Origin of the sequence: Alcaligenes sp. Lyrl_28 (assembly GCF_051948705.1) — a bacterium.
GTDB lineage: Bacteria > Pseudomonadota > Gammaproteobacteria > Burkholderiales > Burkholderiaceae_B > Alcaligenes > Alcaligenes ammonioxydans.
The window spans coordinates 118,034-134,094 of the sequence record NZ_JAYJLG010000006.1 but is presented as its reverse complement, the minus strand read 5'-3'; the positions used below and the strand labels follow the sequence as shown (position 1 = coordinate 134,094).

The following is a 16,061-nucleotide window of genomic DNA, read 5'->3' as shown; positions in this document are numbered from 1 at the left end:
CAATTATCAGGCTGTCAGAGGGAAACCCCCGATTTGTGTTTGTACAGACTGGTTCTACGATTGGACACCACAGCTTAGCTGCAATTGTAATCTGCATCCATTTACCAAAAGTAAACAGGAGGTGATATTCCATGACCTTAGTGAAAACCTTGGCATGTAGTGTTGCGTTGATGGCCCTGGCCGCCAATGCGCAGGCGGGCGAAACACTGGACGCGGTAAAGAAGAAAGGCTTTGTGCAGTGTGGTGTCTCAACGGGTATTGCTGGATTCTCGCTGGCCGACAGCAAGGGGGTCTGGTCTGGCATCGACGTGGATATGTGCAGTGCGATCGCCGCTGCTGTGTTTGGGGATGCGAAAAAATACAAGGTAACGCCTTTGACTACCCAGCAGCGCTTTACGGCCTTGCAATCGGGTGAAGTGGATGTTCTGACTCGTAATACCACCGCGACAATCTCGCGCGATACGACCTTGGGCTTGGTCAGCACTGGCATTAACTACTATGACAGCCAGGGCGTCATGGTGAAAAAGAATCTGGGGGTGAAAAGTGCCAAAGAGCTCGATGGGGCCGCTATTTGCGTACAGCCGGGCACAACCACTGAGCTGAACCTGGCTGATTGGTTCCGCGGTCAGGGGATCAAGTTCAACCCTGTGGTGATCAATAACCCGGAAGAGGCCATGCGCTCTTTCACTTCTGGGCGTTGTGACGGCTTTACCAGTGACAAGTCCCAGTTGGCTGCCGTGCGCGCGGCTCAAACTACACCGGAGGAATTCGACATCTTGCCCGAGGACTTTTCCAAAGAGCCGTTGGGGCCTTTTGTACGCCAGGGCGACGACGACTGGTTTACCTTGGTGCGCTGGACTCTGAATGCGATGCTGGAGGCCGAAGAGTATGGCATTACCAGTGCCAATGTGGATGAAAAGACCAAGAGTGACAATCCTAACGTCCAGCGTATTCTGGGCGTGTCCGGCGAGCTGGGCAAAGGCTTGAAGCTGGATAACAAGTGGGCCTACAACATTATTAAACAGGTCGGCAATTACGGTGAAAGCTTCGAGCGTAACCTGGGTAAATCCACGCCATTGAAGCTCGAGCGCGGTTTGAATGCACAATGGCGCGATGGTGGGGTGATGTACGGCTGGCCAGTGCGTTAAGATTTCGATCTTCACTGTTTGTTGTTGCGTCTGGCTTTGGCCAGACGCGCGCCACCTCGCAGGGCTACGCGTAGTGCTGCATCCATGGGTTTTACGCTATGGCACAAAATAAACCTGCCACACCAGCCACGCCCAGACGGCGCCTGTCCTGGAATGATCCGTTTACGCGCGGCATTATTTATCAGGTGCTGATCTTGGGCGTGCTGGGCTTTTGTGTGTGGTATCTGGTCTCCAATACCTTACACAATCTGGCTGTTCGCAATATCTCCACCGGCTTTGATTTTCTGCATCGAGAGGCAGGCTTTGCCATTGGCGAATCGGACCTGGCCTACTCGCCCTCCGATAGCTACGGGCGGGCCATTCTGGTTGGCCTGGTCAACACGCTTAAAGTCGCGGTCATAGGCATCATTGCCGCCACTGTCTTTGGGACCTTGCTGGGCATTGCGCGGCTCTCCAAGAACTGGTTGGTGTCCCGACTGGCGGGCGCGTATGTGGAAGTGATGCGCAACGTGCCTTTGCTGCTGCAATTGTTCTTCTGGTACGCCCTGATTACCGAAACCCTGCCCGGGCCGCGGCAGGCCTTGAATCCGATGTCTGGCGTGTTTTTATCGAACCGGGGGTTGAAGCTGCCCACCTTGCAGGGCGACGCAATGGACTGGATCTTCGTAGGTCTGGGCATTGCCGTGGTGCTGTGGGTGCTGATGGCACACTGGGCACGGCGTCGTCTGGAGCGAACCGGCGTTCCTTTTCCCACCCTTCGCGTGGGTGTGCTCCTGTTGGTCTTGATACCGGCTCTGGCCTTGTTCATCAGCCCCACGCCCCTGGCCCTGGACCTGCCGCGTTTGCAAGGGTTCAACTTTGTGGGGGGCGTGACCGTGTCGCCCGAGTTTGCCGCCTTGCTGGCCGGTCTGATTACCTATACCTCAGCGTTTGTGGCGGAGGTGGTGCGCTCGGGTATTCAGTCCGTGGGCAAGGGGCAGTGGGAAGCCGCTCAGGCATTGGGCTTGTCCCGTGCGCGCATGATGCGTCTGGTCGTCCTGCCTCAGGCATTGCGTGTGATCGTGCCTCCCATGACCAGCCAGTACCTGAACCTGACCAAAAACAGCTCGCTGGCTGTTGCCATTGGCTATCCCGATATTGTGTCTGTGGTAAATACCACCCTGAACCAGACCGGGCAGGCGATTGAGGGCATTTTGATCATTATGGCGGCCTATTTGACGGTCAGCTTGTCGATCTCGGTCTTCATGAACTGGTACAACAACCGTATTGCCTTGGTGGAGCGCTAAATGAGTCATACGCCTACATCCACCGTAAGCGGGCCGCCCCTTCTACAGACGGGTATTTTGGGCTGGCTGCGTCAGAATCTGTTTTCATCCCCGTTAAATGCGATTTTGACAGTCCTGTCGGCCTGGCTGCTCTTGTTGACGGTGCCCGCCACGATCGACTGGCTGTTCATCAAGGCCAACTTCGATGCGCAAACGGCTCAGGACTGTCGTGCCAGTGCCGGTGCCTGCTGGGCTTTTATTCGGGAAAAGCATCGTCTGATCCTGTTTGGCATCTACCCTTATGACGAGCAGTGGCGCCCTTTGCTGGCGACGATCCTGTTGACCTTGCTGATCGTGTGCAGTTGCATACGCTGGTTCTGGAAGCCCTGGCTACCTTTGTTGTGGCTGGCCGGCCTGACAGTGGTAGGCATTCTGATGTGGGGCGGGGTGCTCGGCCTGAGCTATGTGGAAAACAGCCTGTGGGGCGGCTTGCCGCTGACCCTGATCCTGGCCACCTTCGGTATCGCGTTTGCATTTCCTTTGGGCGTGTTGCTGGCCTTGGGAAGGACGTCCCGCCTGCCTGCTGTCAAGGCTGTGTGCGTGGTCTACATTGAGCTGATTCGCGGTGTGCCGCTGATCAGTCTCTTGTTCATGTCCTCGGTCATGCTGCCTTTGTTCATGCCCGAGGGCTTTAACATCGACAAGTTGCTGCGCGCCCAGATTGCCATCATTTTGTTTGCCGCTGCCTATATTGCCGAAACCGTACGTGGCGGTTTGCAGGCAATTCCCAAAGGGCAATACGAGGGGGCTGCCTCCCTGGGTTTGAGCTATTGGCGCACCATGCGTCAGATCATCTTGCCCCAGGCACTCAAGATCGTGATTCCGCCGCTGGTCGGCATTTTCATTTCCCTGTTCAAGGACACTTCCCTGGTGGTCATTATCGGCATTTTCGATTTGACCCAGGCGGCCAAAGTGGCCCTGGCCGATTCGGCCTGGCGCGGGTTTAGCCGGGAAGCGTATCTGTTCATCGCACTGATTTATTTTGTGTTCTGCTACTCCATCTCTCGCTACAGTCGTTCCCTGGAGCGACGTTTGCAAACGGGTTATGAACGCTGACACAGGCGGCAAAGCCTTGGCTCAAATCCGATGCTTTGCCGGCCAGACAAGGAGTTTTGCATGGCAGACGCCATTATTCAGCTAAAGAACGTCAATAAATGGTATGGGCAGTTTCATGTGCTGCGCGATATCAATCTGGAAGTGGCTGCGGGCGAGCGCATTGTGATTTGCGGACCGTCCGGCTCGGGCAAGTCCACTCTGATCCGGTGCATTAACCGGTTGGAGGAGCATCAGCAAGGCCAGATTATCGTGGCGGGCGAAGAGCTCACCAATGATCTTCGCCAGATCGAGGCCATCCGGCGCGATGTGGGCATGGTGTTCCAGCACTTCAACCTGTTTCCGCACCTGACCGTGATGGAGAATCTGACCCTGGGGCCCATATGGGTACGACGTAAAACCAAGGCACAGGCTCAGGAACTGGCCATGAAGTATCTGGAGCGGGTCCGTATTCCTGAGCAGGCCCACAAGTATCCCGGTCAGCTTTCGGGCGGGCAACAGCAGCGTGTGGCCATAGCCCGCTCCTTGTGCATGGAGCCTAAAATCATGTTGTTCGATGAGCCTACCTCGGCCCTGGACCCTGAAATGGTCAAGGAGGTGCTGGAAGTGATGGTTGAGCTGGCCCACACCGGCATGACCATGTTGTGCGTGACCCACGAGATGGGTTTTGCGCGTAAAGTGGCCGATCGGGTCATTTTTATGGATCAGGGTGAAATCATCGAGCAAAATACGCCTGATGAGTTCTTTGACTCGCCACGTAATGAAAGAACGCGTGAGTTCTTAAGCCAGATCATTCATTAAGGATCAGTGGCTGCTCTGTATGGGCTGCCTTGCGCAGCCCATATGCATTTTTATTTCAAGGAAAAAAGTGATGTTTCGTGTCTGTAAGTGGCTGCTGGCGGTCTCTGGTGTTGCGGCTGTCATGGCTGCACCTGCCGTGATGGCAGAGGATTCCTACCCCTCCAAACCTATTCAGTTTGTGGTGCCTTACCCGCCAGGTGGTCCACTGGATAGCATGGCGCGCTTGCTGGCCGAACGTGTCAAAGGTGATCTGGGTACGGTCGTGGTGGAGAACAAGTCCGGCGCGGGTGGCAATATTGGTGCCAGCATCGTGGCCAAGGCCGCTCCAGACGGTTACACCCTGATGATGGGAGCGGTGGCAATCAACGCCATCAATCCGTGGTTGTACAAGACGGTGCCCTTTGATCCGGTCAAGAGCTTTGAGCCTATCGCGCTGGTTGCCTCGGTGCCTAATATCCTGATTGTGAATAAGGAGTTTGCCGAGCAGAACAAGATTGCATCCGTGCAGGATCTGATTGCTTACGCCAAAGAGCACCCCGGCCAACTGAATTTTGCGTCTGGCGGCAATGGCAGTGCGGGCCACCTGGCTGGAGAGGTCCTCAATACGCGTGCCGATATCAATTCTGTGCATGTTCCCTATGCCGGCGCCAACCCGGCCAAGACCGCATTGCTGGCAGGCCAAGTCCATTTCATGTTTGACAATCTGGCCTCGGCTGCTCCTCTGATCAAGGCGCAGACTGTCCAGCCTTTGGCAGTGACGACGCTGGAGCGCTCCAGCTTTTTCCCCGACGTGCCCACCATGGAGCAGGCTGGGGTGAAGCCTTTTGACCTGGGTACCTGGTTCGGCGTGTTTGCAACAGGCGGTACACCGCAGCCTGTTCTGGACAAGCTGCATGCCGCTTATGCCAAGGCCTTGATGGATCCGGCCGTGCGGGAAGCACTGGCAACGATGGGCTCTGACGTGCAGCCTGGTACCATGGCTGAGTTCAGTGAGCTTGTCAGCAATGATCTTAAGAAGTACAAAGAAGTCGTTGCCGATTCGGGAGCCGAGTTATTCTAAGCTTTCAAAGGCTTAGCCCTACAGGCAATGAGTGACTGAAGTCGGGATGGCCGCTCGCAAGATCAAGAATTGTTAAAGAAGGCAGTGAAGCCTGTTTTGAAGTACCTGCTTGAGATGCCTCTTGCTAGTATGGGAGGCATCCAAGTGGTCCTGGTACTTAATTTGAGATTACGGAGCCAATAATGACAATTTTCATTCGGTCTGCAAAAGTTGCAGCATGTGCTGGTGTTTTTTCCTTCTTGGCCGCGTGCGGCACGATGGACAATATGAGCACGGGCGGTCGCACCGCCGTTGGAGCCGGTGGCGGCGCTGCAGTGGGGGCGGGTATTGGAGCCTTGATTGGCGATAGCAGCAAGGCGGCCCTGATCGGAGCCGGTATTGGTGCATTGGCTGGCGGGATCGCGGCCTATAACTGGTCCGGTATCAAGAAAGACGTTCAGCAGTCCGGCGCTACCAGCCTGGGCGTGGATGTGACCGAAATGGCTGACGGCAGCTTGCGGGTCAATATTCCAAGCAGCGTCTCGTTTGATACGGGTCGCTATCAGCTGAAACCGGCTTTGCTGCCTGTTCTGGATAGTGTGGCGCGTGCCATGAATCAGCATCCTGAGTTGCGCGCCAAGGCGATTGGTTATACCGATAGCACGGGTTCGGCACAGACCAATCAGACCTTGTCGGTCAACCGCGCCAGTGCTGTGACCAATTATCTGAATCAGCAAGGGGTAGGCCAAGGTCGTTTGATGGTGGAAGGCCGCGGTCCGAACTCGCCTATTGGTGACAATGCGACGGCAGAAGGCCGTGCCATGAACCGTCGCGTGGAGTTGTATCTGTACGCGCCGCAGAAGTAAGTCTCTGCTTGCACCCCTTCGGGGGTGCTGATAAAAGGCCCGGTTTTTAGCCGGGCTTTTTTTTGTGCTCGATCGGGGAGTAATGGAGTTGTAGGGCAGGATCCTCTGTTTGTTGCTTGTTGCTTGTTGCTTGTTGTTAGCTGTGAGTTGTGAGCTGCCAATGGGTGCTTATCTGTTGTCGCTGATGACCTCACCGTTGCTTGGGTGGTAAGGCTGATTATTCAGGAGAACCCGGTAATGAACACGCCCTTGGGGGCGGTGGGGACCCGGAGGGGCTTGAGCACTTGCCGGTGCTGCGCACCGGGCCCCTTGTCGAGATCATCATCCGGGCGCACTCTGAACTCGCGGGATGGTTCGTCCCCCGGACGAACCACAAGCGTCCCGCTCAAACAGCAGAGTGCTTGCACCCTGGATCATGCCCCCGCCTGCGGCACGTACTCTGAATCGCCCCTCCGGGTCCCCACCGCCCCCAATGGCTCATACCGTGGCTATTCAAGTAATCATGTATTGAGGATCTGGGATCTGGGATCTGGGATCTGGGTCTAAGATCTGAAATCTGAGATCTGAAGCCTGAGGTCTGGGGTCTGGGGTCTGAGGCAAGAGGCAAGAGGTCTGAGGTGAGATGTCAGAGATTCGACGCAGGCCAGGAAAGTGTCACACGTCATCCAGGCATGCAGTTTGAATTATTCAGAAAAAAACGATGGTGAGCCCGTTGAGCTTAGCCTCAGGGGGGCGGGCGGGTCAGAGGGTTTGCCGCGGTCGGGAGATAGCGTAGGGGTGCAAGCATCCTGCTGTTTGAGCCGGAAGCTTGTGCTTGGTCCCGGGGGACCAAGTACCCGGCGAGTTCAGGATGCGCCCGTAGCTATCTTCCGACAAGGGCACCGGCGCGCAGCACCGGCAAACACTCAGCCCGGCCCCCCTGAGGCTAAGCTCAACGGACGTCTCCTGCACCGATGTCTTTTGCATGACAAACCTCGCGTTCCTACAAATGAAGCAACGAATCCCGCAAAAAAGCCCCAGGCAGAAAAAATCCACCCAGGGCTTTACCCCATCAAGGCCTGATCAAACAAAGATCATATTCACCCCAGGCGGGGCCTCAACAAAGCGTCAAGCCTCCTGATACAGCTTGCTGCCCTGCTGCACAAACTGTACTGACATTTCCTTCATCCCATGCTCCACAGCGGACTGCTCATCCAGGCCATTAGCCTTGGCGTAGTCCCGTACATCCTGCGAAATCTTCATACTGCAGAACTTGGGTCCACACATAGAGCAGAAATGTGCCACTTTCATTGAGTCTTTCGGCAAAGTCTCATCGTGGAATTCACGCGCCGTATCCGGGTCCAGCCCCAAGTTGAACTGATCGTCCCAACGGAACTCAAAGCGCGCTTTGGACAGAGCATTGTCGCGGAACGCTGCTGAAGGATGCCCCTTGGCCAGGTCCGCCGCATGGGCGGCGATTTTGTAGGTGATGATGCCGTCCTTGACATCCTTCTTGTTCGGCAAACCCAGATGCTCCTTGGGTGTCACATAACACAGCATGGCCGTGCCTTGCCACGCAATCATGGCGGCCCCCAAACCGGAGGTGATGTGATCGTAACCCGGTGCGATGTCGGTTGCCAAAGGCCCCAGGGTGTAGAACGGGGCTTCATGACAGTGCTCCAGCTGCAACTGCATGTTCTCAGGAATCAAATGCAAGGGCACATGGCCAGGCCCCTCAATCATGACCTGAACATCATGCTTCCAGGCGACCTGGGTCAGCTCACCCAGGGTGCGAAGTTCAGCGAACTGAGCCTGATCATTGGCGTCGTAGCCTGAGCCTGGGCGCAAGCCATCTCCCAGCGAGAAGGCCACATCATATTGCTTCATGATCTCGCAGATGTCTTCGAAATGCTCATACAGAAAGCTCTCGCGGTGATGCGCCAGACACCACTTGGCCATAATGGAGCCTCCCCGCGACACAATGCCTGTCATGCGGCTGGCCGTCATGGGTATAAAGGGTAAACGGACGCCGGCGTGAATCGTGAAGTAATCCACGCCTTGCTCAGCCTGCTCAATCAAGGTGTCGCGGAAAATGTCCCAGCTCAGATCCTCGGCGATGCCACCGACCTTTTCCAGGGCCTGGTAAATAGGTACCGTCCCGACTGGCACGGGTGAGTTGCGGATAATCCACTCGCGCGTTTCGTGGATATTTTTCCCTGTGGACAGATCCATGATCGTGTCTGCTCCCCAGCGGATGGCCCACGTCATCTTCTCGACTTCTTCGCCAATGGTGGAACCCAGGGCCGAGTTGCCGATATTGGCGTTGATTTTCACCAGGAAGTTTCGACCGATAATCATGGGCTCGGTTTCCGGGTGATTGATATTGGCAGGCAAGATGGCGCGCCCACGCGCGATCTCGTCACGTACAAACTCAGGCGTGACCGTTGTGGGCAGGCTGGCACCGAAATTTTGGCCAGGGTGTACTTTGGTGAGGCGACGAGCCATTTCCTCACCTTGTGGCCCACTGGCGCGCAAACTCTCAATGTAGTGCTCGCGTCGCAGATTCTCCCGAATAGCGACGAACTCCATTTCGGGCGTAATGATGCCGCGCCGAGCGTAATGCATTTGCGTCACGTTGGCACCCGAAATACTGCGTCGTGGCTGACGTTTGAGTTCAAAGCGCAGGCTGTCCAGTTCCGGGTCGGCCTGACGCGCCTGACCGTACTGACTGTTGAGTCCAGCCATCAACTCCGTATCGCCGCGCTCGGAAATCCAGGCTTGGCGTAAGGCAGGCAGACCTTTGCGAATATCGATCTGTACCGTGGGGTCCGTATAGGGACCGCTGGTGTCATACACGCTAAGGGGAGGGTTGGGCTCGGCGCCGAAATGGCTGGGCGTATCAGCCAGGGAAATCTCCCGAAACGGCACACGCAGATCAGGCCGTGAGCCAGTTTGATAAATTTTCCGGGAGTTGGGCAAAGGCTGGATTGCAGCCGGGTCGACACTGGCCGCTGTGGCCGTAAAAGAAGGGGTTTTGCTTGTCATTGCAGCTCCAAAAAGAGGGTGGAGCCGATATAGGAAGAAGTGCAGGGCAGGCATTGCGCCTGCTGCACACGCTCCCAGCATCGGCATTATCCGTACTGGTACGAGGGTTTATCTCAACCCGCCAAACGGCGAGTACCCCTGCGTGCTGACAAGTATAGGTAGCTTCGGGCTGCTTGTGGACGTATAAGGCTTATTTTCTTTTCATGCCGTTGAGCAAGTGACGGATGGTTTGATCCAGATGATCCCGCTCTTTGGGCGGCAAAGCCACAATTTCGTCTACGGAAAAGCGGTTGAACGGCCAGGTCACAATGGGTGGACCTTCGCCGGAGTCTTGCAAGGTGGCAGCATGTGCTGGACTTAACTCCATCGTGCCCAAGCCACTCTTGAGCCATTGGGCACTGATATTCAGTGCTTTTGCCAGGTCCAGGATTTCGCGCGCGTCACGTCGTGTACCACTCTCGTAATTGGAGATGGCACTTTGGCTGAGGTTGCACAGACGAGCCAGTTCGGCTTGTGAGAAGCCACGTTGCAGGCGGGCGTGACGGAGGCGATCAGAGAAGTGTTTCACAGTACAGATTGTTCATGGAACGACCTGCACGATGGTTTTGTATGGATATGTCGTATGTGATAAAAAGGGTAGACCGACGAACGATAAAGGTTCGTCCACTCGCGCAAGGGCTAACGCGGTTTCATGCCGTCCAGTAAATGCCGCATGGTGCGATCGAGCAAATCTCGTTCACTCTCTGCCAAGGCCACGACTTCATCAACCGAAAACAGGCGAAAAGGCCAGGAAACGATCGGAGGGCCATCCAAGGGTTCGGACAGCAGGTAGGTGTCATCCGTGAACTCCATTTTGCCAACGCCTTTTCGCAACCACAAAACGCTGACGTTCAACGCGCGGGCCAGATCCAGAATTTCACGGGCATCTCGACGAGTACCGTTTTCGTAATTGGAAATGGCGCTCTGGCTCAATCCGCACAGACGTGCCAAACCAGCCTGAGAAAGACCGCGGTGTTGGCGTGCATGGCGAAGGCGTTCGGAGAAATGTTTCACACAACAGATTGTTGATGTAAAGCCGAACACGATGGTGTTTAGATAAAATCACGGTCGTGATTTATACTGTCCGACATAGTCATCAGATGTCATTATAGTTAAGGTATCAACTATGTCGGTTGCAAATGAACTTGCTGGCGGTCCTGTTGTGCTGTATCTGGCCACTGCCATTGCTGATCGAATCGAACTAGAGCAAAAAATTCAGGCACTGGCTGAGCGTGGTTATCGACTTATTTTCTGTCCGGATGTGACGGCCTTGCTGCAGTCAGCCCAGACACGGACGCGCCATGCGGGTACGGTATGCATTGCCTGGTTGGGGGGCGGCTTGGCTGAAATCTGCTCGGCGGCTGTGCGTTTACGGATGTTATGTCCGCAAATCGGAATCCTGATGCAGTCCGAAGCAACGGACTCAGCCATGTTGCAGGCCTTGCATAGCGGGGGGGATCAGTTTTGTCCCAAACAAGCCTCCTTGGAGTTGTTGGCCGCCAGTTTGCACAGTCTGCAACGGCGTCTGATGCAGATCCCCTCTATTCCAGAGCCATCGGCAACCCAGGAGTGGGTATTGGACCAAGAGGGCTGGACCTTGATCTCGCCAGTTGGCATGTCGTTTAGCCTGACCAGTACCGAGCGCGCGTTCATGGTTTGCCTGCTGGCTCGGGAGGATCGTCGTGCCAGCCATTACGAGCTGATGTGTGCTGTGGCCAGCAAAACAGATGTGATCAGTAATCCGCCCAGTGCCCTGCACATTAATCGTTTGGGGGTATTGGTCAGTCGCATGCGGCGCAAGTTCAGCCAGGGCGGGACGACACTGCCCATACGGTCACTTCATAACTGGGGGTATATGTTTGCCGCTAACTGCCAGTTACTGCTCGATGGGGCACGGGACTAGAGAAAAGGCACTGAAAAAGGCTCTGCCGGTCATACCGCTCAGAGCCTTTGACTATGCATTGAGGAGCGCAGCTTAAGCGTAGCGCTGCACCGACAGGTCATCGGCGCGGATGGCAGGCTCCTTGTTGCTGATCAGATCAGCCAGCAGTTGCGCGCTGCCGGTAGCCAAGGTCCATCCCAGCGTTCCGTGGCCCGTGTTCAGGAACAGGTTGGGATAACGGCTGCGTCCCACAATCGGGGTGCTGTCCGGTGTCTTGGGTCGCAGTCCCGTCCAGAAATGCAGGTCTGCGTCGCTGTGATAGCTGCCGGGGAAAAGATCGTTCAACACCATCAGCAGGGTCTGTTCGCGCCGTGGGTTCAACTGCTTGTTAAAACCCACTACCTCGGCCATGCCACCCACACGAATGCGATTGTCAAAGCGCGTCAAAGCAATTTTGTAGCTTTCGTCCAGCAAGGTGGATTGAGGGGCGCGGGAGGCGTCTGCAATTGTGGCGGTAATCGAATAGCCTTTCAGGGGGTAAACCGGGATAGCTTGCAGGTCTTTCATCAAACCGCTCGACCAGGAGCCCAGCGCCACCACATAGGCGTCAGCAGTCAGTAAACCATCGGAGCTTTGCACACCGCTGATTTCCGAGCCGTTGCTGTGAATGCGCTGAATCGTCTGGTTCCAACGGAACTCCACCCCTTCCTGTTCAGCCAGTTCGCTCAATCGACGTGTGAACATCTGGCAGTCGCCAGTCTCGTCCTCAGGGAAACGTAGACCACCGCTCAATTTGTGCTCGACGTGACGGAGCGCCGGTTCAATGGTGTGCAGCTCGGAAGCCGACAGCAACTGATAAGGTACGCCGGCCTCTTTCAACACCTCGATATCGGCGGCGATGTTATCCAATTGTTGTTGTGTACGGAACACTTGCAAGGTGCCTTGGGCCCGATGCTCAAACTGAATATCGGTCTGAGCGCGTAGCTCAGCCATGCAATGGCGGCTGTATTCGGCCAAGCGCACCATGCGCTCTTTATTGATGGCGTAGCGGTCAGCCGTGCAGTTGCGCCACATGGCCAGCAGCCATTTGATTTGGGTGAGCGTCCCATCGGGGCGGATGGTCAGGGGAGGATGCTCGTCGAACATCCATTTGATCGCCTTGCGTGGGATACCTGGCGCAGCCCAAGGGCAGGCATAACCAAAGGAAAGTTGGCCGGCATTGGCAAAACTGGTTTCCAGAGCGGGCCCAGCCATGCGGTCAATGACCGTGACGCTGTGTCCTTGGCGGGCAAGATAATAAGCGCTGGTTACGCCTTCGACGCCAGCACCTAGCACGAGGATCTTCATACGGTTCCTTGGGCGCATCGCCCGAGAGGGAAAGTGTTGCGATCGGGCGCGGTATAACCGCGCATGCTGTCGCAATTCGATACGTTTTATCCGTCTATTTCAACAGGCGGGCAGGGTAGGGGTCAAGGTTTAGTCCTGATCCGGACTGCTGCGCGGAAACACCATATTGTTACGGTGGATCAGCTCCGTATCGTGTTCGCTGCCCAGCAACTCATTGATCAGGTGACTGGGCTGACCCATGATGCGACGGGTATCGTCCGACGAGTAGTTGATCAGACCGCGGGCATATTCCACGCCATGCTTATCCACGCAAGCGACGACATCGCCACGGTCAAATTCGCCCTCGACATGGGTGACGCCTACCGGCAGCAGACTTTTGTGTCCGTCTACCAGCGCACGTACCGCGCCTTCGTCCAGCGATACACGGCCACGCACGCGCAACTGGTCGACCAGCCAGCGCTGCCGGGCCGAGCGTACCGGCAGGGTGGCACGCAGTTCCGTACCGATGCGCTCCCCTTGGGCCAGACGCGAGAGCACCTGCTTTTCACGGCCCGAGGCAATGATGGTGTGGCCGCCGCTTTGTGCGGCACGCTTGGCAGCCAGAATCTTGGTAATCATGCCGCCAGTGCCGATATTGCTGCCCGAGCCGCCCGCCATCGCCTCCAGCGTCGGGTCACCCGCCTGACCCAGCGAGATGAATTGTGCGTCGGGGTTGCTTCGAGGGTCGGCGCTGTACAGTCCGGCCTGGTCGGTCAGGATAATCAGGGTCTCGGCTTCGATCAGGTTGGTGACCAGCGCGCCCAGGGTATCGTTGTCACCCACGCGGATTTCATCGGTCACCACGGTGTCGTTTTCGTTCACGATGGGGACCACGCCCAGGTCCAGCAAGGTGTTGATGGTGCTGCGTGCATTCAGATAACGGCGGCGGTCTGCCAGATCCTCATGGGTCAGCAGAATCTGGGCAGTGCGCACACCGTGGCGGGCAAAGGCCACTTCATAAGCCTGTATCAGACCCATCTGGCCTACCGCGGCCGCTGCCTGCAACTCATTCATGGCCTTCGGTCGACGCGGCCATCCCAGACGGGCCATGCCCTCGGCAATGGCGCCACTGGAGACCAGCACCAGTTGCTTGCCTTGGGCATGCAGTTGAGCAATCTGGGTCGCCCATTGCTCTACGGCATCCAGGTCAATCCCTTTGCCCTCGTTGGTGACCAGGGAGGAACCTACTTTAATAACCAGTCGGCGCGACTGCGCAACGGCCGATTCAGAATGAGAAGAGTGCTGCATGAGGAGTTCAGAAATCTATCGCTTGGCGAGTAAATAGAGAAAATGCCAGGAGTAGGGCGGCTGAATGGACCGCGTCTTCCGGGCATTTTGGGGTTCAGTCCCAGGGGTGAGACCCTGGGTCTGTGTGGCACGATCAGTCTGGAGCAAACCTCTCGTCGTAAATATGCGTACCGTCGGCAATATCTTGTTCGATATGCTCCTTGCGGCTTTCCTGATCCAGCCAGGTTTGCAGCTGGTAAACCAGATCCTGAGTGCCCACACCGGTCAAGGCCGAGATGCCGAAAACAGGACCTTCCCAATTGAGCTCTTTGAGCAGGCGGGCTTTCAGATCCTCTGGATCGGACACCATGTCCAGCTTGTTCAGAACCAGCCAGCGTGGCTTGGCGTAGAGCTCTTCGCTGTACAGGCGCAGTTCTTCCACAATGGCTCGGGCTTCTGCCGCCACTTTGGCCACAATATCCTCGTCCGGGTCCAGACTGGAGACATCGAGCAGGTGCAACAGGATACGGGTGCGGGTCAGATGGCGCAGGAACAAGTGGCCCAGGCCAGCTCCTTCAGACGCACCTTCGATCAGACCAGGAATATCCGCCACTACAAAGCTGTGGGCTTCGGACGAGCGCACCACGCCCAGGTTGGGGTGCAGAGTGGTGAACGGGTAATCGGCAATGCGTGGCTTGGCGTTGGAGATACGGGTAATCAGGGTGGATTTGCCAGCATTGGGCATACCCAGCAGGCCCACATCGGCCAACACCTTGAGCTCCAGGCGCAGCTTGCGGTGTTCGCCTTCCTTGCCATAGGTAAATTGACGCGGCGCACGGTTCACGCTGGATTTGAAATGCAGGTTGCCCAAACCGCCGGCTCCGCCTTGGGCCAACGTGACCCGTTCGCCGTGGCGCTTCATGTCAAACAGCTGCTCGCCGGTTTCGGCGTCGAAAATCATGGTGCCTACCGGCACACGCAGGGTAATGTCTTCGCCACCCGCCCCATACTGGTCGGACCCACGGCCGTTTTCGCCGTTGCGAGCGCGGTGCAGGCGGGCGTAGCGGTAGTCGATCAAGGTGTTGACGTTACGGTCGGCCTCAGCGTAAATGCTGCCGCCACGTCCACCGTCGCCGCCGTTGGGGCCACCTTTCTCAATAAATTTTTCTCGGCGGAAACTGGCAGCGCCGTTTCCACCTTTGCCTGCGACCACTTCAATGGTCGCTTCGTCTACGAATTTCATGGTGATGAGTTCTGTATAGGTCCAGGGGCCGCAGAACCGTATGGGCTGCTGGTCTGGGAACAGACCATTTTAAACAAAAACCCCAATTGCTTAGTGTATAGGAGATTGGCTTATCTGCCGGTATGTGCGGTGAGAGTGACCGGTTTTTAATCTCTTGCTGTGGCCGTAGGGAGACTGGCCAGGTCGGATAGGCGCGAGGGCAGGGGGGCACGATGGCCGTACATGAAAAAAGCCCTGCCTAAGGCGGCAGGGCTTTTCGTGGCAACTACGCGGTGAGCGAGTGCTTATTCGGCAGCAACGACCGAAACGGTACGCTTGTTCAGTGCACCGGTGATGGAAAATTTAACTTTGCCATCAACCAGAGAGAACAGGGTATGGTCTTTGCCAATGCCCACGTTCACGCCGGGGTGAAACTGAGTGCCGCGCTGACGAACAATAATGCCGCCAGCCGAAATTACCTGACCGCCGTAGACTTTAACGCCCAGACGTTTGGCCTGTGAGTCACGGCCGTTCCGCGTAGAGCCGCCGCCTTTCTTCTGTGCCATTTCTTTAGCTCCTAGATGAAGAAAATACCAGATTCGCTTTCAGCAACAACTTAGGCGTTGATCGCTTCGATGCGGATTTCGGTGTAGTTTTGACGATGGCCTTGCGTTTTGCGGTAGTGCTTGCGACGGCGCATTTTGAAAATCTTGATCTTGTCGTGACGGCCTTGCGCAAGAACAGTAGCTTTGACCACAGCGCCAGCAACGAAAGGAGCACCAATTTGCAGTGCTTCACCTTCGCCGACGGACAGAACCTGGTCAAGCGAAATTTCTTGCCCAATGTCTGCCGGTATCTGTTCTATTTTGAGTTTTTGGCCAGCAGTAATGCGATATTGCTTACCGCCGGTTTTTATAACCGCGTACATAGGGAATCCCTTAAAGAGAGTCAAAAAGGCATGGTGGATAAGGCTAGTTTCAGCCAAAGCCATGCCCTCTAACATAAAAAAATCTTGACACGCAAAATGCCAAGCAAAAAATAATAGGATA

The 16,061-nt window shown here is 56.1% G+C and carries 15 protein-coding genes; 7 read left to right on the top strand and 8 right to left on the bottom strand.

The genetic code is table 11. The annotated features are described in order from the left end of the window. Positions 1-131: 131 nt before the first annotated feature. From VF694_RS14265 to VF694_RS14240, 6 genes are all read left to right on the top strand, one after another. Positions 132-1,148, top strand: coding sequence for an amino acid ABC transporter substrate-binding protein (locus VF694_RS14265; protein ID WP_003801927.1), 1,017 nt, complete (start codon positions 132-134; stop codon positions 1,146-1,148). 98 nt (positions 1,149-1,246) lie between these two features. Next, entirely contained in the window at positions 1,247-2,434 is a 1,188-nt protein-coding gene (locus VF694_RS14260; RefSeq protein ID WP_440164731.1) for an amino acid ABC transporter permease, read from the top strand. After that, positions 2,435-3,529 (top strand): amino acid ABC transporter permease, encoded by a 1,095-nt coding sequence (locus VF694_RS14255; protein ID WP_336580122.1) that lies wholly within the window; start codon positions 2,435-2,437, stop codon positions 3,527-3,529. 60 nt (positions 3,530-3,589) lie between these two features. Then, a complete protein-coding gene (locus VF694_RS14250) occupies positions 3,590-4,327 on the top strand; it encodes an amino acid ABC transporter ATP-binding protein (RefSeq protein ID WP_003801924.1) in 738 nt (245 codons plus the stop codon). A 70-nt stretch (positions 4,328-4,397) separates the two neighbouring features. Further along, complete coding sequence (locus tag VF694_RS14245; protein ID WP_003801922.1) at positions 4,398-5,387, top strand: Bug family tripartite tricarboxylate transporter substrate binding protein; 990 nt, start codon at positions 4,398-4,400, stop codon at positions 5,385-5,387. Between the two features lie 266 nt (positions 5,388-5,653). Beyond that, positions 5,654-6,232 (top strand): OmpA family protein, encoded by a 579-nt coding sequence (locus VF694_RS14240; RefSeq protein ID WP_003801921.1) that lies wholly within the window; start codon positions 5,654-5,656, stop codon positions 6,230-6,232. A 1,107-nt stretch (positions 6,233-7,339) separates the two neighbouring features. Here VF694_RS14240 and thiC read toward each other — a convergent pair. The 3 genes from thiC to VF694_RS14225 form a co-directional block, all read right to left on the bottom strand. Further along, the gene (gene thiC / locus VF694_RS14235; RefSeq protein WP_131070917.1) at positions 7,340-9,256 is read right to left on the bottom strand and encodes a phosphomethylpyrimidine synthase ThiC; all 1,917 of its coding nucleotides are present in this window, start codon (positions 9,254-9,256) and stop codon (positions 7,340-7,342) included. A 190-nt stretch (positions 9,257-9,446) separates the two neighbouring features. After that, a complete protein-coding gene (locus VF694_RS14230) occupies positions 9,447-9,824 on the bottom strand; it encodes a helix-turn-helix domain-containing protein (protein WP_003801916.1) in 378 nt (125 codons plus the stop codon). A 110-nt stretch (positions 9,825-9,934) separates the two neighbouring features. Beyond that, a complete protein-coding gene (locus VF694_RS14225; RefSeq protein WP_003801914.1) occupies positions 9,935-10,309 on the bottom strand; it encodes a helix-turn-helix domain-containing protein in 375 nt (124 codons plus the stop codon). A 112-nt stretch (positions 10,310-10,421) separates the two neighbouring features. Here VF694_RS14225 and VF694_RS14220 point away from each other — a divergent pair, with 112 nt between their 5' ends. Continuing rightward, on the top strand, positions 10,422-11,198 hold the full coding sequence (locus tag VF694_RS14220) for a response regulator transcription factor (RefSeq protein ID WP_003801912.1): 777 nt from the start codon (positions 10,422-10,424) through the stop codon (positions 11,196-11,198). Positions 11,199-11,270: 72 nt separating this feature from the next. Here the strand turns inward: VF694_RS14220 and VF694_RS14215 are convergent, their stop codons facing one another. From VF694_RS14215 to rplU, 5 genes are all read right to left on the bottom strand, one after another. After that, positions 11,271-12,524: a D-amino acid dehydrogenase gene (locus VF694_RS14215; RefSeq protein WP_336580121.1), complete on the bottom strand. Its 1,254-nt coding sequence runs from the start codon at positions 12,522-12,524 to the stop codon at positions 11,271-11,273. Between the two features lie 129 nt (positions 12,525-12,653). Further along, the gene (proB, locus tag VF694_RS14210; RefSeq protein WP_003801907.1) at positions 12,654-13,811 is read right to left on the bottom strand and encodes a glutamate 5-kinase; all 1,158 of its coding nucleotides are present in this window, start codon (positions 13,809-13,811) and stop codon (positions 12,654-12,656) included. 133 nt (positions 13,812-13,944) lie between these two features. Further along, positions 13,945-15,033: a GTPase ObgE gene (gene obgE / locus VF694_RS14205; protein WP_003801905.1), complete on the bottom strand. Its 1,089-nt coding sequence runs from the start codon at positions 15,031-15,033 to the stop codon at positions 13,945-13,947. Between the two features lie 284 nt (positions 15,034-15,317). Beyond that, positions 15,318-15,578 carry a 50S ribosomal protein L27 gene (gene rpmA / locus VF694_RS14200; RefSeq protein WP_003801903.1) on the bottom strand — a complete coding sequence of 87 codons (261 nt, stop codon included), beginning with the start codon at positions 15,576-15,578 and terminating at the stop codon, positions 15,318-15,320. Positions 15,579-15,628: 50 nt separating this feature from the next. Further along, entirely contained in the window at positions 15,629-15,940 is a 312-nt protein-coding gene (rplU, locus tag VF694_RS14195; protein ID WP_003801901.1) for a 50S ribosomal protein L21, read from the bottom strand. Positions 15,941-16,061 lie beyond the last annotated feature (121 nt).